Below are 25,027 nucleotides of genomic sequence, written 5' to 3' on the forward strand. Positions count from 1 at the left end.
TCTGCACCGTAGCGAACAACGTTGCGGAACTGGATTCTTGTCTTATTGTCATAAGAATATTGTTCAGGATTAACCTTAGCAGCACTTGCAGAGTCAGAAGCAACACACATATACAATCTGTAAGCATCAATCTTAGCTGTTGTATCAGCGGCAAAGCCTTTGGTTACATAGTAAGTCGGAGTTACCAGATCCTTACCTTCATTGTCTGTGTAGCGAGCTGTATCCAGATAGAATGTGAAGTCTACCTTTTCGTAAGCAGCTTTCAAGTCACCTTCACGAGCAACAGCACCGAAGTTGTCTTTACCTACAGCAACCATGTCGCCGTTGATAGCCTTCAACTGTACGTGTTTCGGAGCTGTGAACAGGCTGGCAGGAGTCGGTTCTGTAGCTACGTAGAACAGGTCGTTCTTAACAGTAACTTCAGATGATTCTAAAATACCGGTCTGGGCATTTACGGTTGCTTTCTGATCGTTAACATCATAAACAAGAGATTTAACCTTAGCACCAGCTTCGTTTTCCGGAGCCAGTTCTTGCATTACATAAGTATCATCATTGTCTGTTGCGATGAAATAGAAGGCTGTTTTGATAGCAGTGTATTTCTTCGTATTGTTCTCTGCATCTGTATAAGTAATTTCTTCATACAGTTTGCTTGCATCCTTCGTCAGGATATAACCGTTTGCAGCTTCGTTAGCTACCAGGTATTCACCCTTAACAGTCTTAATATAGTAAGCCTGGTTTTCCAGTGTATCGATACCGGCAACCTTTGCTCCATATTCAGCAGCGCCTGTTACAGGTTCCAATTTATAGAGAACTTCGTCAGCAGCAACCATTACAGAAGAGTCGCCCTTCATGTGCAGGAACAAATCCTTCATATAAGGAGATGCAGAGTGAATCATAAACGATTTGTTTACAAGATCATATTCAGAAGCGAACTTGTAACCGATCTGTTTTGCTGAATCCTGTCCTGTGTAAGCGATCTTGGCGTCTACCAACAACAGAGAGTCAGTACCGATTACGATGCTGTCACCTGACAATACGTCTGTAAGACCGGCGAAATCACCAGTGTTTGCAATATCAGGAGTTTCACCTGTTGCACGGTTCACAATTGAATAGCTACCCTTTGAAGTTCCTGCAGTCTTTACAAATACATACTGTGCATACGGATTGAATGCCTGACCTTCTGCCAGATACTGGCTCTGTGCAACCGGGCTTTCATTAAAGAAGAAGCCTTCACCTTTGTTTTCAGCATTGTTACGATATTTGTTCAGGTCTTTCAGATAATAAACCTTTGTAACATCAATATCAGCAGTTCCACCAAAGTCAGGAGCTGTCTTATACGGCTGTACTAACGGCTTGATATACTCATCAATGCTAGCAGCAGGAGCAACTGTCAGAACCTTTGTGTCGCTCAATTCACGCAAAGCGACAGTGGCAGCAGTTGTTGTATTAGCAGCACGTTGAGGCAAGCCTTTGATGAAGAATGCTGTACCAGCAGCATCTGCAGCTACGCGTTGCAGTTTTTCTGCGGAAGCTACGAATGCGGAGATCTTAGCGAGATTCTTATTGTTTTTATTATCAGCAGCTTTAACCCAATCTTGGGCTGCTTTTAGGACACCGCCTTCAGCATTAGCAGCGGTACCAGCATCAGCTAATGCTTTGGATGTAAATAAAGATTCTGCGAACTTGGCATTGTAACCGTCTGCAGATCGAGTGTCTTTTACTGCCTCTGCAAACCAAGCAGCAACTGCTGTTGCAAGATCTGCAATATCTCCAGTTTCAGCACTTGCCTCTACATACCCCGGCATACCTTTAAACAGATCAGTACCTGTAACAGCTGCATCATCTGCAACCTGAGGGCCATACTGCTTGCTACCATCAATAATAGCAGACTTATAGTTCTTATCCGGTTCACCTGCTACCGCCAGCACGATAGAGTCGTTCATCGGGTAATACTTACCTGTAAATGTTGCAGCACCGATAGGTCTTGCATACTTAGTCAGGTCAGTAGGATTGTATTTGCTTTCATCATAAGTACCACCTGTTAAAGCTTCCATATCATCCAAAGACAAAGTCAATGTATCAGCAACCAATGCATGATACTTACCTGCTGCTGTGTCATAATAAGTAGTATCGACCATCAACAAGTACGGGTTACCGCTCTTGGTTTCTTTGTCCTTAACAGCCAGGAAGAAGCTATTAGCTGCATTAGCAGCATAAGCCACCCAAGCATTATCCGTCAGAATGTTTTTCGCATTCTTTACATCCTTACCATTGTTAAAGTAAACTTTACCGTCTTTCAGGATGGATTCAAAGTCTTCAGCAGCCAAATCGACTTTATTAGACTCTGTCAGCGGAACATAAGATACCAAAGCATCATTCTTTTCCACCTTATCAACACCGCCTTCAACAGCGCACAAACTCATGTCTGCAGCAAAGTAGAAAGTAGAGTCCTTAGTCTGTGCGTACAAACCTACTCCGTCTTTCCAACCCCATTGAGAGTTTCCTGTACCATCAATTTTAGCGGGAGCAGTAGATTTACCCTTATTATCTGTTACCAGTTTCACTGCCAGAACCTGACCGGCAAATTTGTTGGTAAACGTGTAAATAGGATTACCAGCAACAACTCCAGTTTCCGGCATCTTTACAGATACGGCCCAAGTTAAATTCTTGTAGTCGCTAATAGATGTAAGAGCAGTTCCTGTGGTTAAACCACCGTCGTTAATCTTCAAATAATTTGTAACAGATGAAGCGTTACTTGCTACAATACCCAGCAACACCTGTTCTTTGTCTGCCGGAGTAGACTTTGTCCCATCGGCTGCCGTATACGTCGGCCCATTATAAGCAGGGTTCGCTGCATACACCGACAAACTTCCGGTTACCAAAGCAACCGCCAAAAGAGTAGAAAATCTTTTGTTCATAATTCTAAAATGTTTAATTAATAATAATGTATAGTATATTGAATTTCTATATCGTTCTTACACTTCGTATTCAAACATTGAATTTCTTAATCGTTGTAAAATGACGAGAGAAAACGTACGTTTTTTTTAGTCATTTATTTTTGCGATCTTTGCACTTCGTGTTGAGAACAAGCTTTTTCGTACTCGTTAAGCTATTCTGTTGATAAGAAAGGACATAGAAATAAGAAAATTCTTTGAAGATATAGTTGCAGGTTTAAAACTTATGCCTATTTTTGTACCTGAAATATGACGAATCTAACGTACGTTTTCGTTAGTCATTCTACTCACCCCACATAATCCACTATACATCAATTATTTACAACTGCTTTTCACCGGGTTTTTACATGAAAATTTAACGATTCTTTCGTCGTCCTGTTTTTACTTATCCCTCTGTTTGTCAATGTTTTATATTTTTTAGTTTTCTTTGATGTAAAGGTCATTTCCAGGCGTTTTTCGAGAAACGCAAACGCAAGTGTCCTTTTTTGTTAATTATCAGCACATCTATTTAGCTTTTTTAGATTCCAAATCTCCAATAGCAGATTCCATGCCCATGAAAATCTGATTACATGGGCATGGAATTTCGGATGGATGGGCATGGAAACTATTTTTGATTTCCAGAGAGGGAAGGCTTATTGTATAAAACGCTTTTTTCATCTTCGGAAGAGGTCCGAAATCAAATAAATGTTAATCCACTTTTCAGCCGCCAAAAAGGGGCTTTTTCCTCTTTTCCGGGAGTTTTTTGCCGGGAAGTCAACCTTTATTTCATTTTCGCGGTACTTTATCGCCATGAAGACGGTCGTCATACCCTATGAAGACGGTCATCATTCAAATGAAGACGGTCGCGAGGGCGATAAAGACGGTCGTCGTGGCGACAAGCCCCCAAAACTTCTTTTGGATATTTGGAGCGCGGTCCGTTTTATTTTGAAATAATCGATTCTCCAGGAATTAAGGTTTATCACATTGTCAGCGTTTCCGATTTCCGGTAATCAAATTGCACGTTTTCCGGAATGGGCTGCGCACCTCATTCTATCTGTTGTCATCCGTAAAGGCCAAAAGCGCGAAAAGAGTCAATTCAAAATCGATCAAGATTTCGGACGAAATAGAAAAATGGCCAAAAAGGGGGTTATTGTATTTTGCGTTTAATATATAAAGAAAAATAAACACGTGAAAAGAGCGGAAGCCTTATAACAAAAAAGAAGCCTTTCTTCACAGAGAGGCCTCTTTTTTATACTGGAAATAACCAATAAAAACTTTCCAATACGTTTAATCATCTTATATGCTTACATAATTAGCAAAAGGTTTTGATACAGCGATTATACTAATAGTGTTACTTTCTTAATGACATTGCAAAGATACGGCCACTTTACAGCCTCCACAATACCTATATATGAGTAAAAAAACGCCATCGTCTACCTACTCGAGGTGATATTCAAACAAAATGAAGACTAAAAACCGGATAATACCTACAAATAGGTAACAAGAAACCCTTTTTACCTACTAATTGCGATTGCGCACCGTCCGTAACCCATCTAATTTTGCCCAAAATTTTAAAACGCAATGAAAAGATTAGCAAATTTTCTAACTTTAGCAATCTGCGCCTGCGGCCCGTTGATGGCACAGGAAAGCGATATGAGCTCTACCGTTAAAGCAAAAGAACTTTACAACGATTACCAGAAATTCCGTTTCGGCGGCTACGGGGAAATGGCGGCAAGTTATATGGATTATGACTTCAACCGTTTCAAGAACCCGGACGGTTCGCAGCGTTATAACAGGGGAAGCATCTCGATCCCCCGCTTTATCCTCGCTTTCGATTACAAGTTTTCGCCCAAATGGGTGTTGAGTTCCGAAATAGAATTTGAATACGGAGGGACAGGAACAGCCCGCGAGATCGAATGGTATGAAGAAAACGGGGAATATGAAACTGAAATAGAAAAAGGCGGGGAAGTGGCGTTGGAACAGTTCCACATTTCTTACCTGATGGACAAGCATTTCAATATGCGGTTCGGCCACATGATCGTGCCGGTCGGGCTGACCAATACGCACCACGAACCGCTTAACTTCTTCGGCGTTTACCGCCCGGAAGGAGAAACAACGATCCTGCCGTCCACCTGGCACGAAACGGGTATCGCTTTCTTCGGCGACTTGTGGAATTTCGACTACGAACTGCAAATGGTTTCGGGCCTCGACCCGCAGGGATTCCGCAGCGAGGACTGGATCAGCAACGGCAAACAGGGCGCATTCGAAGTCAGCAACTTCACCAGCCCGGCATTCGTGGCACGCCTCAACTACAACGGGACAAAGAAGATACGCGGCCTGCGCGTAGGCGCATCCGTCTACTACAACCAGACGGCCAAGAACGGTTCGAAACCGACACGAAATATCAACTCGGCAACAGGCAAACACTACAAATTCCCGGTAACGATCGTGACGGCGGATGCCGAATACAAAAGCCCGAACCAGAACCTGATTGCACGGGCAAACTTCGTGTGGGGGCATCTGGGTGAAAGTGCGATCCTGTCGGAAATCAACCGCAAATCGTCATCCGCATCCGGCTACCCGACAAAACCGGTTGCCGAAAAGGCGGTAAGCTATGCAGGCGAAGTCGGCTACAATGTCGGTTCTTTCTTCGGAGGCAAGGCGCCACGAATCTATCCGTTCGTGCGGTATGAATATTACAATCCGATGGAAGATGTCGAACCGAACAAAGGACAATTGGCAGACAAACGTTTCCAGTCGTCCGTGATCACAGCCGGCCTCAATTATTATCCGCTGCCGAACCTGGTCGTCAAAGCGGACTATTCCAACCGCAACATCGGATGGGGCGACTACAATGCTGAAAATACAGTCTCCATAGGAATCGCCTATATCGGTTGGTTCATTAAGAAATAAAGCGTGTTAAATCATTTAATTACAGACAAAATGAAAAAAAGTAACTTTTTTACCTTAATGCTGATGGGATGCAGTTTGTGTTTCCTGCCCGCATGCAGCGACAACGATGATCCTGATAACGGAAAAACAGAACCTCCCGTAGGAGGTTGGACAATCAAAACGATAGACCAGTGTCCGGATTCCGGCGAAAAGCTGACGGATGCACAGATGGATGCGGTTGTGGAGACCTTCGTAGACGAAGTGGCACTTCCCACCTATAAGACAATGGTCGACAATATGAACAAGTTGCAACAGGCCGTAGACGCTTTCGCCGCCAGCCCGAACGACAATGCGCTGGAAGAGGCTTGCACCGAATGGCGTAACGCCCGTATCTATTGGGAGCAAAGCGAAGCATTCCTTTTCGGTCCGGCAGACCTGGAATCGTTCGACCCCAGTATGGACAGCTGGCCGTTGGACAAGAACGGTATCGACCAGATCATCAAAAACGGGAACTGGGATGCGATCGAAGGAAGTGTCGATGAATCCGAAACGGCAGAAAACCCAGCCCAGAACCTGCGCGGTTTCCACACCGTCGAATATCTGCTGTTCAAAGACGGAAATGCCAAAAAGGCTGCCGACCTGTCTGCAAACGAAATTATCTATCTGCAAAAAGCGGTAAAGCACCTGGTGAATGACGGTACAAACCTCTACAAAGCATGGAAAGACGGTCTGGGAGACGAAGATGTTCCGACCTCTTATGCCGAAGCGATGAAGAAGCATGACGGAACTTACACGTTGTCGAGTGCAAATGCCGCACTGGAATTGATGCTGAACGGAGGCAACGGCATGGCAGCCATTGCCAACGAAGTCGGTGAATCGAAAATCGGCGTTCCGGCAGACGATTATGCCAAAGATGCGGCAGCCGGAAAGTTCGGCGAAGACAACAGCGGCGTGCTGGGCGTCGAATCGTGGTACAGCTGGAACTCATTGGATGACTATGAAGACAATATCCAGAGCATCCGCAACTGCTATTACGGCGGACACATGACGACTTCATTCGGAGAAGACGACCACTACACTTACGACGAAGAGAACCCGGGCGGCATCTCGAAACTGGTCAAGGTGATCAACCCGGCACTGGATTCACTCGTTATGGTCCAAATCGACAAGACAATCGAGGCGATCCGTGCGATCCCGGCTCCGTTCCGTAATAACCTGGATGCTCCGGAAGTAACGCCGGCCCGCGAAGAATGTGCAAACCTGAAGATATTATTGGATAAAGTGAAAGCTAAGTTCCAAGATTAAGAGCCCGTAATCAATATGACAAGATATCAATTTCTTTCGGGTAAATTGACTATCATCCTTGTATTCGCTTTCTGTTGTTTCGGGTTGTGCCAGAGCTGTACGACCGAAGACGACGTCAGCGAATACAGCGGGATAATCAAACCGAACGGGAAAGCCGCCTTGGAAAAAGAGCTCTCGGCAGGCCGTTCCACTATTTTCTCCAATGCGGCGGATGCCTACGACACCGATTCCTACTGGGTCGGCGAAAACCAGGAACTGTCGAGGCGTTTCAACAAAGGAGATGACTTGTATGACAGCGCTTACGGCATAGACGACGGTTTAGGCCCTCTCTACGGAGGATATTCATGCGGCAGTTGCCACAAAGGAACGGGACGCACACGGCCGGCTATTGCCGACGGCGGTTCCGGCTCGGGCTTCTCTTCCATGCTGATTTATATCAGCCGCAAAACAGGCGGGTATATACAGGAATACGGACGTGTCCTGCATGACCAGAGCATCTACGGGACGAAAGCCGAAGGGAAGCTCAAGATTACGACAACAGCGCAGAAGTACAGCTTCCCCGACGGGGAAGAGTACGAGCTGGTAACCCCTCACTACCGGATAACCGAATGGTCGGCAGACAGCATCGCGCCGGAAGACCTGCGCATCTCTGTCCGTATGCCTCTGCGGCATGTCGGGATGGGACAGATGATGGCACTGGACCTCGACCAGTTGCAGGAACTCGCCAAGCAAAGCAACTATCCGGAGTATGGCATCAGCGGACGGCTTAATTACGTCACGGAAAAAGGGCGGTACGGCATCGGACTGTCCGGAAACAAAGCCAACCACCAGGATTTGACAGTCGAGTTGGGCTTCTCATCCGACATGGGTGTCACCAACGACCGCTTTCCGCACGAAGTGGGCGAAGGACAGCCGCAGATGATGGGGAACGCCTACTCCGGCGTAGAAGTATCGACGGAAGATATGGCAAACGTAGACCTCTATATGCACTGCGTCGGAGTACCGGCACGGCGTAACGTGACCGACCCGGTCGTCATCAAAGGCGAACAGCTGTTTTACCAGGCCAAATGCCATTTATGCCATGCCGTGACTTTGCATACACGGCCCAGAGGCGTATCTCTGCTGGACGGCTGGACAGAACTGACGCAACTCGGCAACCAGGTCATCCACCCCTATTCGGACTACCTGCTGCACGACATGGGTGTCGAACTCGGTGACGACTATCCGGCCGGACTGGCAAGCGGCAACGAGTGGCGCACGACTCCGCTCTGGGGGCTGGGATTGCAAGAGGTTGTCAACGGGCATACCTATTACCTGCACGACGGACGCGCCCGCAACCTGACGGAAGCAATCATGTGGCACGGAGGTGAAGGAGCCGCTTCGCGCACACTGTTCTCACGTATGTCGAAAGACGAACGCGCAGCCCTGCTCCAATTTCTAAAAAGTTTATAAATACAGACGCACACATACAAAGACGATGAAACAAAAAAAGATACTTACATTGGCGACAGCCGCACTATGCAGCCTCCTTGCCCTTCCGGCTATCGCCCAGGAAACAGAAAAGAAGATAGACGACAAATATGTAGAAAACGACGTCGTATCGTTAGCCGGGAAAAAAGGGTTCTCCTTCACGACCAAGGCGGGCGACTTCTTGCTGAAACCATACGTTTTGGTACAGACTTGCGCCACACTGAACGAATATGACGACCAGGGGCTGGAAAGCTATTATGCCAAAAACATCGCAAACACGGGCTTTGCCGTTCCCAATGCCATTTTAGGATTTACAGGAAAGGCGTTTGACAAGGTGACGTTCAACCTATCCATCAATGCGGCTAAAAGCGGCGGCGCACTGCTGCAACAAGCCTGGTTCGACATCGCTCTGAAAGACGAATTCCGCATCCGGGCCGGGAAATTCAAAACGCCGTTCATGCACGCTTACCTGAGCACGCTGGGCGAAACGCTTTTCCCCGTACTGCCCTTCTCCGCATCGGCCTCCATCCTGTTGCCGTATGACATCAACTATGCCGTGCCGGGCTTTGCCACCGGTTTCGATCTCGGCGTACAGCTGCACGGGACGCTCGACAACAGATGGAACTACCAGGTCGGCGTCTTCAACGGAACAGGCATCAACGTCAACACGGCCACCAAGACGAACACCGACGACCATAGCTGGCTGCTCTCCCTGCTCTACGCCGGACGCCTCGCCTATATGCCGATGGGACAGATGCCGGCTTCGCAGGGAGATCCGGAAAACCTGAACGACAACAAGATGCAGATCGCCGTCTCGGCCTCCTACAACGCAGAAGCCGAATATCTCAGCAGCAGCGACACACGTGTCGGACTGGAATTTGCCTGGATGATCAACCGCTTCTATTTCGCTGCCGAAGGATATTTCATGAATATGCATTTTACCAAGATCATGAACAAGGCCGACGAGAACTTCTGGGCGGCATACGTACAGGGCGGATACTTCATCACCCCCAAACTGCAAGGCGCATTGCGTTATGACTTCATGGACCGTAACGGGACGAAGAAGGGCGGTTTGCTGAACATGCCGGCCGTCGGCGTAAACTACTACTTCTTCAACAATAACCTGAAGTTGCAACTTATGTACCAGTATCTCGGACGTTCCGGACACGACACGCAAGCCGACCGCGACGCCTCTGCTATCGGACTTGCCCGCAACAGTGCTACCGCCATGTTACAATTTACATTCTGACAAGATGAGACGAATGATATCCCTAAAAAACGGAGTCCTGCTTTTCCTTGCCGCCCTCTTGCTGGCAGCTTGCGACGAAGGGAAAATATATCCGGAGGAAACGCCGGTCGACCTGGGCCGGACGGCAACCGTAAACGTCCGGTTCAAAGGACTGGGGGCATGGCCAAAAAAGAATTACCTGTCGCTCGTCGCCCTCGGAGACAATTCGGATACGCCGACGCAGAACAAGCGTTTCTCCAAACCGGTCAACGCAGACAAGACAATCTCCGTCACACTGAACAACCTGAGGACGACACGCGGAAAATCTGCATTGCCGTCGTCAGTAACGGGTTGGACATCGTCTATACATATTATACGTACGAAGTAGACAAGTCCGGCGATAATATCGTCATCGACGTGGACGCGTTGGAGTTGGCCAGCTACGGCAGAATCCAGGAGCAGGTGTTCGATGCGAACTGCATAGCCTGCCACGGAGGAAGCACACAGGTCGCCGGAAAACTGAACCTGACACGCGATAAGTCCTATGCGGCACTGGTGGATGTGGAAGCACCCCTTTCGCCGGACAAGAAGAAATATGTAGACCCGGGCAATCCGAACAACAGCTATCTGCCGGAAATACTGGAAGACAACGACTATCATAAGGACATGTTCAACAGTACCGGCAAACAGGAAGTATTAGCGCTTATCAAAACCTGGATACAGGAGGATGCCCCTGATAATTAAACGTACCGACACATGACATTGACAACAAAAACATACGAACACGACACCATACACGTTCAAATTTGTTCTTTCACAGGAAAAGGAGGAGTGGCGGAATATCAGTTACTGATGTCCGTCACCGATCCTTGCCTGCCTTTCCGCAACCAGTTGGAAAACCTGCAAAAAGCATACGCCAAAGCAGTGACGGAAGAATTGCCGGCCCACGCAATGGCCGTATTCCGCCGCTACTTCCTGAGCGATGCGGCCAACCAGGCCGACCTGGTCACGGAATGGGAATGCGAGAACTCGTGCTGCCCGCTCTCGATCGTGCAGCAGGCTCCCCTGAACGGCAGCAAGATCGCGCTCTGGGCTTATCTGCAGACGGAGATGAACGTGCAGAACTGCAATAACGGACTGGCGGAAGTCTCGCACAACGGCTACCGTCATTTCTGGGAAGGCGGAGCGGCCAACAAGGCTTCCAACTCCGAATATCAGACGCGTCTGCTACTCAACAATTACATCCTGCAACTGACGGAAGAACATTGCACGCTCGCCGCCAACTGCATCCGCACCTGGTTTTTCGTCCAGAACGTGGACGTCAACTATTCCGGCGTAGTAAAAGCGCGCAAAGAGGTATTCATCACCCAGGGATTGACGGAGAAAACACACTATATTTCCAGTACAGGAATAGAAGGACGCCATGCCGACCCGAACGTATTGGTTCAAATGGACAGCTACGCCGTCGACGGCCTGCAACCTGAGCAAATCCGTTTCCTCTACGCCCCTACCCATCTCAACCCGACCTACGAATATGGGGTGACTTTCGAGCGGGGGACAGCCGTAACCTACGGTGACCGGAAGCAGATATTCATCTCAGGAACGGCCAGCATCGACAACAAAGGCGAGATCGTCTATCCCGGCGACATCGTAAAGCAGACGCAACGGATGCTGGAGAACATCGAAGCCCTGTTGCAGGAGGCCGGAGCCGGAATGGATGATATCACGCAGGCAATCGTTTACCTGCGCGACCCGGCGGACTATCAGGTGGCCAGCCAATACATAGAAAACCACTATCCGTCACTCCCCCACCTGATCGTACACGCACCTGTCTGTCGCCCGGGCTGGCTGATCGAGACGGAATGTATGGCGGTCATACCGGCAGATGCTCCGCAATTTGCATGCTTATAAAAACCTAAAATGATAAAAGATATGGGAAACATGAAGAACGGAAAATACAGGGAAGCGGACAAGATGAGCGACCTGATATGCGAGAATTATCCGATGGTTCTTGTGATGAGCCGCTTCGGGATCGACCTGGGGTTCGGAGAGAAAAACATCGGGGAAGTATGCCGGCAGAACGAAATCGACACGCCTACTTTCCTGACTGTCGTCAACTTCCTGACGGATGCGGAAGCGGTTCCGGTTGCCGGCAGCAACAAAGATATATCCATCTCCTCGCTGATCACGTACCTGCACAATGCGCACGACTACTTCCTGAACTTCCGACTGCCCCATATCCGCCATAAGCTGACAGAAGCGATCGTGAGCTGCCCGAAAGACGTGGCCTACGTGATCCGCCGCTTCTTCGACGAATATGCAGAAGAAGTGCACAAGCATATGTCGTACGAGGAAAAGACCGTTTTCCCCTACGTCCGCAACCTGCTGAAAGGGGAAAAGGACCCGAAATATAACATCTCCATCTTCCGTAAACGGCACGACCAGATCGAGGGAAAGATTACGGAACTGAAAAACCTGCTTCTCAAATACTATCCGGGGCCGGACAGTAACCTGCTCAACAGTGTCCTGTTCGATATTTTCGCTACCGAACAGGATCTGGCTTCTCACAACCGTGTAGAAGACTATATCTTCGTACCCGCTATCTTGTCTTTGGAAAAACAATAAAAACAACCGATCATGTCCACAAATATAAAAATAGCGATAGCCGAATCCTCCGCCATCATCCGGTGCGGACTGGAAACGCTGCTGAAACGATTGCCCGGATTCCGCATCCAGATATCGGAAATAACAGCGGCAGACTGTCTGACGGAAGGCTTACGCATCTATAAGCCGGACATTCTGATTATCAATCCTTGCTTGCCGGGAAGCACAAACTTCCAACATCTGAAAGAGGAATGCGGATGCCCGGATATGAAATGTATTGCCCTTATATATAACGTATGCGATCCGGTTCAACTCCATGCCTACGACGACCAGGTATCAGTCTACGACAGCGCCGACGAATTGAGACATAAGCTGGAACGGCTCAACGCCGAAGAGATTCCGGAGACAGAAGGGGAAAGCGACGACCAGCAGACGCTCAGCGGACGCGAAAAGGAAATCGTGGTCTGCGTAGTGAAAGGCATGACAAACCGGGAAATAGCCGACAGGCTTTATCTCTCCACGCATACCGTCATCACCCACCGCCGGAACATCGCCCGCAAACTGCAGGTACACAGTGCAAGCGGCCTGACCGTTTACGCCATCGTCAACAAATTGATCGAGCTAAAGGATTTGAACAACTGATATTTTCCTTATCTTTACGATCAACTGCAAAAACACAATATTTATGGACCTGATAAGGAAAACATACGACACTACGGAGGTGCAGATCACCTCTTTTCAATCAACCAAAGGTATCACGGAATACCATATTCTTTTCCGGCAGACGGATTGCATGGAGGATTTCCACGCTCAATTACAACAGATACAAGAAGCCTACACGCGTTGTGTAACCGAACTGCCGGGTAATCCGATAGCCGTTTTCCGGCGTTATTTCCTGAGCGACGTGACCAACCAGACGGACGAGCTGATGGAACGGGAACGCCTTTCTCCCTATTGCGCACTTTCTATTGTGCAGCAGGCGCCGATGAACGGGACAAAGATAGCTTTGTGGGCCTGGCTGCAAACGGGTGTGCAGACACAGGTCTTGCCAAGCGGGTTGTTCGAAGCACGCCACAGCGCATACAGCCAGCTTTTAGGCGCCAACCAATGCAACAGGGCTGCCAATTCGGAATATCAGACGCGCCTGATTTTCCGCGATTACATCATGCAACTGACGGATGCCGGATGCACACTGGCAGCCAACTGCCTGCGGACCTGGATATTCGTTCAGAATGTAGACGTAAACTATCCGGGCGTAGTCAAAGCCCGCAAAGAGGTGTTTGCCACACAAAACCTGACGGAAGAGACACATTTCATTGCCAGCACGGGAATCGAAGGGCGCTACGTCGACCCGATGGTATTCGTCACGATGGACACATATGCTGTTTCGGGTATCTGTCCGGAGCAAATCCAATATCTGTACGCTCCCGATCACCTGAACCGCACGTATGAATACGGCGTCACCTTCGAGCGGGGAACCGCCGTCACGTATGGCGACCGCCGCCATATCTTCATCTCCGGCACAGCCAGCATCGACCGCTACGGCGAAATCGTCCACCCCGGCGACGTTATGCAACAGGCTTCCCGCATGATCGAGAATATCAGCGCCCTTCTGCAAGAAGCCGGCGCCACCCTCGACGACATCATGCAAGCCGTCATCTACATCCGCGACACGGCGGACTATGCGCGGGTTAAGCAATATCTGGATAAACATCATCCAAATCTTCCTCATATCATCGTCCGCGCACCGGTCTGCCGCACCGGCTGGCTGGTAGAGATGGAATGTACGGCGGTAACGGACAAAGGGGATGAAAGGTTTGCGGCGTTATAAGTAGTATTAATGTCAAAGGATCGTCTGCTGGTTTAGCAAGGTATTTACTTGCTTTTCCAGCTTTGGCAGATCCTTACTGATAACACCCCAAATAATGACATTATCAACCTTGTCATAACCATGTATCACAAAGTTTCTCAGATCTACAATCTTCCGGGCATTATCTATAGCAATATCAGGATCCAAATCAAGAAGATGGTTGGCTGCTTCTCCGATGATCTCTAACTCACGCTCCACAGCACGTCGTAAAAGTTTATTCTGTTCATAGGCAAGAAAGTCCCTTTTCTCTCCCAGATACTCATAAATCGACAGAATAGACTGCTGCATATCGTACAGATACTTTTGAATATTACGCCCCATATATCAATTTCTTACTTTGTTCTATATCTGCAATAAAAAAGGGATTGGAAAGAGAGCGCTGGGTGACCAAATCTATTTTTCTCTTAAACAGTTCAACAAGTTTCTCCCTCAAAGAGAAATAATTATCTGTATATTCTTCAATTGAAATATCAGGCTCAAACTCTATCAGTAAATCAATATCACTATGTTCCGTAAATTTATGAGTATTGACAGACCCAAAGGAATACAAACTCTTCACTTTGTATCGCCGGCATAAATCTTTTATGGCTTCTATTCGATTTTGTAAGATAGCATTCATATTTCCTTCTGTCTTTAAACGCATTAGCAAAGATATAAATAGTTTTTCAATATTCCTATTACGAAATAAAAAACGAAGCCCTGGCGGAATATTCCGTCAGGGCTTGTTCTTTATCTGCTCTCTTTCTTCACAGAAGTACGGGCAGCATACTTATTTTTTTACTTTAGTATTAATGTACCACTTGTTCGCCCTCACGGGTTAATTGAACGGTCGAAAGGACCGGACGCATGGTCATTATTGATTATATTTTCTTATTTAACGATAGCTTTAACAGCTTCTTCACCTTCAACAGCTACAACAACTACACCGGCAGGAGCAGCGATTACAGCGTCGCTTGAAGTGATTACCGTGTTAGCTACTGTCTGGCCTAAGATATTAGTGATAACCACTTTCTTACCTTCGGCGTTAGCAATTCTTACAGCGCCATTCTGAGCTATTACTGTTACTTCAGATGTAGCGATTGTTTCATTGTCTGTAGCCAGCTCATCGTTTTCTTTGTTTTCAACATTGAATACCAATGCACCGTCACCGCCAGTCTTAGCGTTAGAGAACAAAGAAGGATCTTTTGTCAGAACAACGCAACCATTCTGGATCTTCAACCATGCTGCATTTTCAGGAGCGATATTTTCGCCGTCATAGTTGTTAGATTCGAACAGGAATGAGTTTTCTTTACCTTCTGCTGTAACGTTAGCTGCGTTTTCAGGATGTACATAACGGAACGACCAAGTATAGTTCTTGTGATTGTCCTGAGACAACAGGTTCTTAATATGTACGCCTTCATCTGCGAACAGTGTAGAATCAGCTTTTTCCAAAGCCTTGAAGTCGATCTTGTCATTAGCTACGCTTCTATATTCAGCCGGTAAAATCCACAATGTATCAGCAACACGGATACCTTCTACGAAACCTACGCGAGTGTAACCACCTGCGATATCGGCATAAGGTTTATCCTGACCGTAAACATCAACAGAATCCTGGAAGCTTACCAGATATTTAGCTCTTTCGAAGCCCGGGATTGCCGGATGAGCATGTTTACACAACATAGGATCGTCAGTGATCTGTCCGTCAGGAGTGATGTGCGGACCATCTTCTGTACAAGGAGTACCTTCTACACCTTCGAAATCATTATGATTTACAGAGATCAGGTACTGCGGTTTGATATAACCACGGCCACGACCAACCCAAGCAGTATCAATCTGGAATGCCAAGCCTGTTGCTTTATCGGCAGTCCACATACCTGCATAACTTACATTAGCATCCATCAAACCACCTTCGCGGTTGTTTTCGTCCATCAGATATTCTTTACGAACATTTTCGAAGAATCTCAGGCTATCACGACCATCAGTTGCGCTTTCGCCAAGATTTACGTTGTTGAAGCGACGATACAGAGGAGTGTTATCCGGGTTGATAGCGAATGCAGAAGTTCTTGTTTCGCCCAGCGGCTGAACCTTAACGGTTGCATCCAGGATATCATCTGTTACACCGGCCTTGTAATCACCAATATCAGTCTTATTTGCTTTTACGATTGCATAGAAGCATTCGCCTTCATAATGGTTGTTTTCTTTGAAGAAGAAGCTATCTGCAGGAGCACCGAAGTATTTAGACATTGCATATTTAGCTTCAGCAGCTTCACCCATAAAGGCATCTTTCAGCTGAACAGAATATGAATTTCTATAAAGTTGCTTGATACCAACTCTCTTAAGAACTGTCTTATCTACAGTATAACCATATTTATGCCAATCTTTTTCAACCAGACGGAATGCATCCTTACCATTCAATACATTCAACAGAGAATCTTTACCAGCGCCCTTAGCCAAATATTTGCTATTTTCGCCAGTTGCATACGGGTGCAGATATTTGAATGTGTATTCATCCAAGAAGAACTTAGCATCTTTGATGTTCTTGTAACCCAGCAATGTATCCTGATATGCTTCAGCGATCAGCGCTGCATTATCCTTAACACCTTCAGCGTCTTTTACCTGTACGAAGATCAGAGAGTCTTCTCCCAAATAGAAACCATCAGATGTAGTCAAATATTTAGCACCTTCATTTATCATCAATTGAGTTTGAGTGTTTCGTGCCGGATACTCACGGTTAGTCACCTCTACAGGAGAGTAATCTGCCACTTTATCAGCAGTATTCTTCTTCAATACAACCCATTGGTAAGCTGGCATATGAGCCGGAAGCTGTTCGTCGGCTTTTACAGTAACCCATTCTAAAGATGTACCGTTAATATGGATCGGAGAAGCCAAATATTGACCTCTTTGGTTCATGATGAAATACAAACCGTCAGCAACAGATGTGCGACCATTGTAGCCAGCCTCACAACCCTTAAATCCTAAGTTAACGTCAGTTTCTTTTGTATCGTAAATAGTTACAATACGTACTTTCCCTTTAATTAGGTCTTGAACTGTAATAAAGTTGTTTTCACCAGTAACATTTGCAGTGGGTAATACGGTTACATCAGCATCTGTAGTCCAATGAGAACCAGCAACTGGTGTTTCAATATAATCCAATGCTTCTTTAACTTGAATAATCAAACTATCTTTTGAAGGATAATAAGAGAATGCAAATGCATATTGATCATTAATTGTAGATCTGCTAATTGAATCAGCGGGATCACTCGGGGCACCAGCTGCAGCTTTACTTGCCTGAAGCTTAGCATACTTCAAGTTATCCCACAAGAAAGCACGGAATTTTTCACCGCTTTCATTTACAATGCTTGTATCTACACGCAGATAAGAGCTATCAGCATTATAAATATAAACATAATCAGCATCACCGAAATCTTCAGCGAAGAACTTGCCTGCATTCTTTCCATTGAACGGATTAGCAACTGGAAGCTTTTCACCCATTTCATCTGGAGTAAAATTCAGAGCAACACCTTTGTCGGCTGTCTGCATTCCCAGATAAGTGTTAATTTCGTTTGCACCCAAACGGATTACATCCGCTTCAACCAATGTAAACTTAGTCAAAGCTGTACCGGCAGCATCTTCAGCATCGGCATAAGCTTCAGATGCACCCATTTTCTTAACCAAAATCTTATCATCTGCAGCATCTTTCACTAAACCGATAACAGAGTCTGCTTTAAAATAAGAATAAAGTGTTCTTTTTGCTTGCAGATTTGCAGTGTACTGAGTAGAAAAAGCCCAGCCAGAAACTTCACCTCCTACACGGGTTGAGTCTGCATCTGGAGCAGTGGACGGAGTATTTATGGCCAAACCTTCCAAAAGTGTACCAGCGAACTGGATATCCAAACGTTGTCCTGTTGCCTTATTTGTAAAGTCAAAGATAGGAGCTTTACCGAAACCTTCTTCAATTACTTCAACACACCACAAGGATTTAGCCAAATTGTTTGAAACAACATCACCTTCCAAATACAGAGCTCCGGTTTCTGACATAGACAAATAACTTTTTGTACCACCAGCAGCTTCAAACTCTAACTGATACAAGCCGTCATTTGTTTTCTGCAAAGAGGTGACCGGAGTGGTCGCATTAGCAGACATCGCACCAAACAGCGCAACACCTGCCAAAAGAGTAGAAAACTTTTTGTTCATAATTCTAAATTTAATATTAATACTAATGTTTATAAAAAGTTCAGTTCATGCCGTACGTTTGTTAACTTTTGTATTTTGTATGTGAATACGTACGTTTAAATTCGTCATTTTTCAGCTACAAAAATACATATACTTTTTAAACCTGCAATCCTTTCCGCAAAGTTTTTTCTTTTTCTATATTGTTTCTTATCAATTAGATAGCTTAACCTGTACGAAATCACACCTTTTAGACACGAACCTTCTGCACCCTCTCAAAAAATGACGAAAAAAAACGTACGTTTTCATTAGTCATTTCCAAACGGCTTCCTATCTTTTTATAATTCAACGTCTTACATTCAATTTTACACCCCATTTTACCCCCTAAAACAGCCCTTCTACGCGTACATTATATAATGTATTACATTGCTATTAATCAACCAATTACGAAAACCGCCAAAATGTAAAAAAACGCTTTTTCGCGGATATCCGCCTAAAAGGCCCTTTTTAGCCCCTATTCAAGACGGATATTTTTCCAAAAACAGGCTGATCATTTGCTTCCCGACGCGAAACTAAAGTGTCTGCGGTCGAAACTAAAGTTTCACGGCAGGAAACTAAATTTTCATCCGAGGAAACTTTAGTTCCATCGGCATGAAACTTTAGTTTCAAAGTAAGAATCTTTCTGAAACTTTAGTTTCAAATATTTTTCCGGCTGAAACTACTTGGCATTCCGAATTTACTAATTTCGTAAGCGCTGCCTGCGGAATCTATTTTTTATGTATCTTTGGGCTATTCAAACACCAAGACAAGAGAGAAAAAAGCCTATGTATAAGAATGGTAAATATCGGGAAACCGACAAAATGAGCGATCTGATCTGCGAGAACTATCCGATGGTGCTTGTCATGAGCCGCTTCGGCATCGCACTCGGATTCGGAGAAAAGAACATCGGAGAGGTATGCCGGCAGAACGGCGTCGATCCCTGCACGTTCCTCGCCGTTGTGAATTTTCTGACGGAAGATGTTTCGGCACCGATGACTAATATTGACAAATGCCTGTCTATCGAGGCTTTGATCACTTATCTGCATAACGCGCATGCCTATTTTCTGGATTTCCGGTTGCCGCATATACGCCGCAAACTGACGGATGCCATTATGGATTGTCCGTCAGACGTGGCTTTCGTCATTACCAAATTCTTTGACGACTATGCCGCAGAGGTCAACAAACATATGTCCTACGAAGAGAAAACGGTGTTCCCGTATGTAAAAGGGCTGTTGAAGGGCGTAAAGGACCCGAAATACAATATCACGATCTTCCGTAAACATCACGACCAGATCGAGATGAAGATTATCGAACTCAAAAATATCCTGATCAAATATTATCCGGGGCCAGGCAGCAACCTGTTGAACAGCGTCTTGTTCGATATCTTTGCGACCGAACAGGATCTGGCTTCCCATAATCACGTCGAGGACTATCTTTTCGTGCCGGCGATCCTGGCATTGGAAAAAACAATCAAGTGATCCGATGAGTACCTTATTAACGATAGCTATTGCCGATCCGTCCGCTATCATCCGAAGCGGATTGGAAACGGTGTTGAAACGGCTTCCCGGCTTCCGCATCCAGGTTGTTGAAATTGCCACCATGGAGCTTCTGCAGGAAACGCTTCGCTCGCACAGGCCCGACATGCTGGTCATCAACCCCGCGATTCCGGGCTGTTTCTCCCTGCAACAGATCAAGGAAGAGGCGAGCTGTACGGAGATGAAATGCATCGCCCTGCTGTATGCCGTCGCCGATCACACGCTGCTCCGCCCTTACGACGAGCAGATCAGCATATACGACAGTCCGGACGAGCTGCGCCATAAACTGGAACTTCTCCACACGCCACCGGCTGAAGAGACCGAAAATGAAGAACAACAAACACTCAGCACACGCGAAAAGGAAATCGTTGTCTGTGTTGTCAAGGGAATGACGAACCGCGAGATCGCCGACCGCCTGTTCCTTTCCACGCATACTGTCGTCACACACCGCCGAAACATTGCCCGGAAGCTGCAAATCCATAGTGCCAGCGGTCTGACCGTGTACGCCATTGTTAACAAATTAGTAGAACTGAACGACATCAAATTATAATCCATGAAGAAAAACAGACTTGCCGCCATTGCGTCGTGCATTGTCCTGTCGGGGGCATTCTGCACACTGGCACAAAACAAAACACAACAGGAAATCCGGATACCGGACACCTACAAATTAACGAACAAATCCATTTACCGGAACGGTTGGATCGACTTCAACAAAAACGGGAAAAAGGATGTATATGAAGACCCCACGGCACCGATCGATGCACGTATCGAGGACCTTCTGTCACAAATGAACGTCGAAGAAAAGACCTGCCAGATGGTGACGCTCTACGGCTACAAGCGGGTGCTGAAAGACGACCTGCCGACGCCGGAATGGAAGAACCAGCTCTGGAAAGACGGCATGGGCGCAATCGACGAACACCTGAACGGTTTCCAGCAATGGGGACTTCCGCCTTCCGACAATCCATACGTCTGGCCGGCATCGCGCCATGCGTGGGCACTCAACGAGGTACAACGCTTCTTCATCGAAGAGACGCGGCTCGGCATCCCGACGGATTTCACCAACGAAGGAATCCGGGGTGTGGAAAGCTATATCGCGACCAACTTCCCCACACAATTGGGATTAGGACACACCTGGAACCGCGACCTGATCCACAAAGTCGGCTATATCACCGGACGCGAAGGCCGTCTGTTAGGATACACGAATGTCTACGCTCCGATCCTCGACGTCGGCCGCGACCAGCGTTGGGGACGCTATGAAGAGGTCTACGGCGAAAGCCCTTATCTCGTTGCCGAATTAGGCATACAGATGGCAAAGGGAATGCAGACCGACTACCAGGTGGCGGCGACATCCAAACATTACATCGCTTACAGCAATAATAAAGGCGGACGCGAAGGAATGGCGCGTGTAGACCCGCAGATGTCACCGCGCGAGGTGGAAATGATCCATGTTTACCCCTGGAAACGGGTAATCAAAGAAGCCGGCATCCTGGGAGCGATGAGCGCCTACAATGATTACGACGGTTTCCCGGTCCAGAGCAGCTATTACTGGCTGACGACACGCCTGCGCGGCGAGTTCGGCTTCCGGGGATATGTCGTTTCGGACAGCGATGCGGTCGAATATCTTTTCTCGAAGCACGGGACGGCGGCCGATATGAAAGAATCCGTCCTGCAAAGCGTATTGGCGGGATTGAACATACGTTGCACGTTCCGCTCGCCGGATTCCTACGTGCTGCCGTTGCGTGAGCTGATCGCAGAGGGAGCCATCCCGATGTCGACAATCGACGACCGTGTACGCGACATCCTGCGTGTGAAATTCCTCGTCGGACTGTTCGACCAGCCTTACCAGATCGACTTGAAAGAGGCGGACAAGGAGGTGAACAGCGCCGAGAACCAGCAGATTGCCTTGCAGGCTTCTAAAGAATCGCTTGTTTTGCTGAAGAACGAAAATGCTGTCCTCCCGTTGGATATAAACAGCGTTTCCAAGATATCCGTATGCGGCCCGAACGCCGACGAAGGAGCCTATGCCTTGACACACTATGGCCCGTTGGCCGTAGAGGTGACAACTGTTTTAGAAGGCATCCAAAAGAAAGTGAAACCGGGAACGGAAGTGCTTTTCACCAAAGGCTGCGACCTGGTAGACGCCAACTGGCCGGAATCGGAATTATACCGCTATCCGTTGACAAGCGAAGAGCAGAGTGAAATAGACAAAGCGGTCGAAAACGCCCGGAAGAGTGACGTCGCAGTCGTTGTGCTCGGCGGTAGTAGCCGCACCTGCGGAGAAAACAAATCGCGTTCCAGCCTGGAACTGCCAGGCCGACAGCTCGACTTGCTTCAGGCGGTTGCCGCAACTGGCAAACCGGTCGTGCTGATATTGATTAACGGACGCCCGCTCTCGATCAACTGGGCGGACAAATATGTTCCGGCTATCCTCGAAGCCTGGTATCCGGGCTCGCAAGGCGGCACGGCTATTGCAGACGCCCTGTTCGGGGACTACAATCCGGGCGGTAAATTGACCGTGACCTTCCCGAAAACAGTCGGACAGATTCCTTTCAATTTCCCGACCAAGCCGAACGCACAGATCGACGGAGGAGGAAACAAAGGGCTGAACGGCAATATGTCCCGCGTAAACGGCCCGCTATATCCGTTCGGCTACGGGTTGAGCTACACGACATTCGAATATTCGGACATATCCATCCAGCCGTCTGTCGTCACGCAGATCCAGCCGGTCACCGTACGCTGCAAAGTGACCAATACGGGTAAACGCGCCGGCGATGAGGTCGTACAGTTATATGTCCGTGACGTCATCAGTTCCGTCACGACTTACGAAAAGAACCTTTGTGGCTTCGACCGCGTCCATCTGAATCCGGGTGAGACAAAAGAGGTGACCTTCACCATCGAGCCGCGCGACCTGCAACTGCTGAACAGCGATAACCATTGGGTTGTCGAACCGGGAGATTTCAAAGTAATGGTCGGAGCCTCTTCCGAAGACATCCGCCTGAACGATCGTTTCACGGTGGTAGAATACGGGAAAGAGCAGGCTGCCTCACCCATCGCATCCCATCAGCAGAAATCAGTAATTGCCAGTTCATCACAGGAGACAGCGGCACAAGTCCTCGACGGTAACCTGTCCACAGCCTGGAAAGCCAACGAAGGGGAATACATCACCTTCGCTCTCGAAAACAACGCTTCGCCCAACAGCATAGCGATTGCCTGGAAAGAAAAAAGCAAAGATGCCAAATTCGAAATCCAGCTATCCGGCGGCGGAGGCCAGTTCCTGACTGTTTATGAAGGAACAGTCGATGCGACTAACGAATTGAAGACATACCGGTTCAAAGGCACCACCGCCAGCGATATCCGCATCGTGATGACTGCGGGCAATGCCAGTATCTCAGAAGTAAAGCTCTAAACCGTACCGGTGCAAAATAATAATGCAGATCAACATTATCGCATTTCAGTATCGAAATCCCATAATGTTGACCTGCATTATCTGTTTTAAGCATCGAAAATGATAATGTATCAAAAGTAAGTTCTAACGCTTTAGCGTGTCATTGCGGGCTTGACCCGCAACCTCATACTAAACTGACAATGATTAAGATGAGATGGCGGGTCAAGCCCGCCAGGACACAGACACTATAAATAGATTTCCCCGAAAAACCCCGGACAATGGAAATTGGGTGACGGCAGATCGATCGGACTCCAGCTGACGAAATGCGGAAATTCGGTATCATCCGCACATTTATAGAAGTTGCCCATAATCTTTTCCGGCAGGTTTTCCGGATCGAGTCCCATCACACGGAAAGGGATTGAGACGACCAGCTCCCAAGCATGCACACCTAATTTCTCCGGAAACGCAGCATGTTCCAATGTGGAATAACGACGGATGGAAGCGTATTCTTCCGGCGACAGAGACTGTTTGACATCACGGGATTCGCGATGTGATGCGTCGCACGTACCGATACAGTTAAACTCGAAGTTGTAGTAGTTGTGATCATCCACCTGTTTCATAAAGAACTCGACACAGCTGTCCGTATATACAGGCGAGCCGTCTACCTCATGGAGCGCTTTCAGGGAGTTCCCTTTTACAAAATAGCGGATATACAAATTGACATCCGACCTTGCTATATCGAATGCCACGATAGGCTTATAGGGATATTCTTCCCAGTTAATCACGTCAATATACTCTCGCTGGGCCTTGCTCTCCATTAAAAAGCCGACGGACGACAGGTCCAGAACATCCAGCGTTGCCAAATAAGGGACTTTCAGTTTCTTCATTTCAATTATAGATTTGGAGTAATGGCAAATGGAAATAAGAAGTCAGCAACACAGACACAGCCCCGATAACGGCCAGCACAATAATCACCGATCCCACAATCCGATTCAACAGCCATATACCTCGCACGTTAAACCATTTCTTCAATTTCGCTATTACATACGTGATCCCGAACCACCAGAGTACAGCTCCCACTCCTATAAAACCAATGCCTCCTAACAGCATCCAGACCGAATGTTCCGGCAAGACAAAACCGAAGCGGGCAAACAGACCGATATATAACAGTACAATTAAGACGTTGCTAAAGGTAAGAAGAAAAGCTGTAATAAAATCCTGTGTAAACGATAACTTTTTTTCCCGTCGCTTTTTCAGGTTCCGTACGGGATTAGACTGGAAAATGTAATAGCCGAAAACGCCCAATACGATGCTACCAATTAACTGGAGCGGGGCCTGATTCGCTTCGACAAAGTTCACGACCACTCCCATTCCTAAGCAGGTCAGCGCGGCATAGATCACATCCGACAGGGCAGCGCCCAACCCGGTAACAAACCCGTGCCAACGTCCTTTGTTCAGCGTTCGTTGTATACACAGCATACCGATCGGACCCATCGGGGCGGAAACCAATATACCTATCACAATTCCTTTACTTATCAATCCCAGCATTATCCTTCTATTTTCTGCCTAATGATTTGCAAAGATAACCTCTATTCCTGATAAAAAAAGAAAAAACGC

At 47.3% G+C, this 25,027-nt stretch carries 20 protein-coding genes; 14 read left to right on the forward strand and 6 right to left on the reverse strand.

Going from position 1 to position 25,027, the window contains the following annotated elements; all coding sequences use genetic code 11:
* Positions 1–2,918: hypothetical protein (locus tag DW083_RS05820; protein WP_147382092.1), on the reverse strand; the 2,918-nt coding region annotated here is incomplete at its 3' end.
* Between the two features lie 720 nt (positions 2,919–3,638).
* Between DW083_RS05820 and DW083_RS05825 the strand changes: the two genes are divergently transcribed.
* The 11 genes from DW083_RS05825 to DW083_RS05875 all read left to right on the forward strand — a co-directional run bounded on the left by DW083_RS05825 (position 3,639) and on the right by DW083_RS05875 (position 14,263).
* Entirely contained in the window at positions 3,639–3,887 is a 249-nt protein-coding gene (locus DW083_RS05825) for a hypothetical protein (protein WP_122331743.1), read from the forward strand.
* Between the two features lie 627 nt (positions 3,888–4,514).
* A complete protein-coding gene (locus DW083_RS05835; RefSeq protein WP_122331745.1) occupies positions 4,515–5,846 on the forward strand; it encodes a hypothetical protein in 1,332 nt (443 codons plus the stop codon).
* A 30-nt stretch (positions 5,847–5,876) separates the two neighbouring features.
* Positions 5,877–7,130, forward strand: coding sequence for an imelysin family protein (locus DW083_RS05840; protein WP_122331746.1), 1,254 nt, complete (start codon positions 5,877–5,879; stop codon positions 7,128–7,130).
* 15 nt (positions 7,131–7,145) lie between these two features.
* Positions 7,146–8,582, forward strand: coding sequence for a di-heme oxidoredictase family protein (locus DW083_RS05845; protein ID WP_122331747.1), 1,437 nt, complete (start codon positions 7,146–7,148; stop codon positions 8,580–8,582).
* A gap of 25 nt (positions 8,583–8,607) precedes the next feature.
* A complete protein-coding gene (locus DW083_RS05850) occupies positions 8,608–9,849 on the forward strand; it encodes a porin (RefSeq protein ID WP_115499635.1) in 1,242 nt (413 codons plus the stop codon).
* Between the two features lie 4 nt (positions 9,850–9,853).
* Positions 9,854–10,216 (forward strand): hypothetical protein, encoded by a 363-nt coding sequence (locus tag DW083_RS22600; protein WP_233551788.1) that lies wholly within the window; start codon positions 9,854–9,856, stop codon positions 10,214–10,216.
* Positions 10,180–10,572 (forward strand): hypothetical protein, encoded by a 393-nt coding sequence (locus tag DW083_RS22605; RefSeq protein ID WP_233551790.1) that lies wholly within the window; start codon positions 10,180–10,182, stop codon positions 10,570–10,572. The genes DW083_RS22600 and DW083_RS22605 overlap by 37 nt, the downstream gene beginning before the upstream one ends.
* A gap of 12 nt (positions 10,573–10,584) precedes the next feature.
* Positions 10,585–11,739 carry a Rid family hydrolase gene (locus DW083_RS05860; RefSeq protein ID WP_122331748.1) on the forward strand — a complete coding sequence of 385 codons (1,155 nt, stop codon included), beginning with the start codon at positions 10,585–10,587 and terminating at the stop codon, positions 11,737–11,739.
* A gap of 9 nt (positions 11,740–11,748) precedes the next feature.
* On the forward strand, positions 11,749–12,453 hold the full coding sequence (locus DW083_RS05865; RefSeq protein ID WP_122331749.1) for a hemerythrin domain-containing protein: 705 nt from the start codon (positions 11,749–11,751) through the stop codon (positions 12,451–12,453).
* Positions 12,454–12,465: 12 nt separating this feature from the next.
* Entirely contained in the window at positions 12,466–13,074 is a 609-nt protein-coding gene (locus DW083_RS05870) for a response regulator transcription factor (protein ID WP_122331750.1), read from the forward strand.
* A gap of 43 nt (positions 13,075–13,117) precedes the next feature.
* Positions 13,118–14,263 carry a Rid family hydrolase gene (locus tag DW083_RS05875; RefSeq protein ID WP_122331751.1) on the forward strand — a complete coding sequence of 382 codons (1,146 nt, stop codon included), beginning with the start codon at positions 13,118–13,120 and terminating at the stop codon, positions 14,261–14,263.
* A gap of 12 nt (positions 14,264–14,275) precedes the next feature.
* Here DW083_RS05875 and DW083_RS05880 read toward each other — a convergent pair whose 3' ends face one another.
* The 3 genes from DW083_RS05880 to DW083_RS05890 all read right to left on the reverse strand — a co-directional run bounded on the left by DW083_RS05880 (position 14,276) and on the right by DW083_RS05890 (position 18,475).
* Complete coding sequence (locus tag DW083_RS05880) at positions 14,276–14,623, reverse strand: DUF86 domain-containing protein (RefSeq protein WP_122331752.1); 348 nt, start codon at positions 14,621–14,623, stop codon at positions 14,276–14,278.
* Positions 14,613–14,921, reverse strand: coding sequence for a nucleotidyltransferase family protein (locus DW083_RS05885; RefSeq protein ID WP_122331828.1), 309 nt, complete (start codon positions 14,919–14,921; stop codon positions 14,613–14,615). Before DW083_RS05885 ends, DW083_RS05880 begins: the two co-directional genes overlap by 11 nt.
* Positions 14,922–15,172: 251 nt before the next feature.
* A complete protein-coding gene (locus DW083_RS05890) occupies positions 15,173–18,475 on the reverse strand; it encodes a DUF6383 domain-containing protein (RefSeq protein ID WP_122331753.1) in 3,303 nt (1,100 codons plus the stop codon).
* Positions 18,476–19,275: 800 nt separating this feature from the next.
* Between DW083_RS05890 and DW083_RS05895 the strand changes: the two genes are divergently transcribed.
* The 3 genes from DW083_RS05895 to DW083_RS05905 are packed head-to-tail and all read left to right on the forward strand — an operon-like array spanning position 19,276 to position 23,431.
* Positions 19,276–19,968: a hemerythrin domain-containing protein gene (locus DW083_RS05895; protein WP_187574952.1), complete on the forward strand. Its 693-nt coding sequence runs from the start codon at positions 19,276–19,278 to the stop codon at positions 19,966–19,968.
* 4 nt (positions 19,969–19,972) lie between these two features.
* Positions 19,973–20,575, forward strand: coding sequence for a response regulator transcription factor (locus DW083_RS05900; RefSeq protein ID WP_122331754.1), 603 nt, complete (start codon positions 19,973–19,975; stop codon positions 20,573–20,575).
* 3 nt (positions 20,576–20,578) lie between these two features.
* Positions 20,579–23,431, forward strand: coding sequence for a beta-glucosidase (locus tag DW083_RS05905; protein ID WP_122331755.1), 2,853 nt, complete (start codon positions 20,579–20,581; stop codon positions 23,429–23,431).
* 224 nt (positions 23,432–23,655) lie between these two features.
* Here DW083_RS05905 and DW083_RS05910 read toward each other — a convergent pair whose 3' ends face one another.
* Together DW083_RS05910 and DW083_RS05915 are read right to left on the reverse strand one after the other, a co-directional pair.
* Entirely contained in the window at positions 23,656–24,297 is a 642-nt protein-coding gene (locus DW083_RS05910; protein ID WP_122331756.1) for a carbohydrate-binding family 9-like protein, read from the reverse strand.
* A 1-nt stretch (position 24,298) separates the two neighbouring features.
* Positions 24,299–24,958 carry a LysE family translocator gene (locus DW083_RS05915; RefSeq protein WP_115501210.1) on the reverse strand — a complete coding sequence of 220 codons (660 nt, stop codon included), beginning with the start codon at positions 24,956–24,958 and terminating at the stop codon, positions 24,299–24,301.
* Positions 24,959–25,027 lie beyond the last annotated feature (69 nt).

Origin of the sequence: Parabacteroides sp. AF48-14 (genome assembly GCF_003477465.1) — a bacterium.
GTDB classification, from domain to species: Bacteria; Bacteroidota; Bacteroidia; order Bacteroidales; family Tannerellaceae; genus Parabacteroides; species Parabacteroides acidifaciens.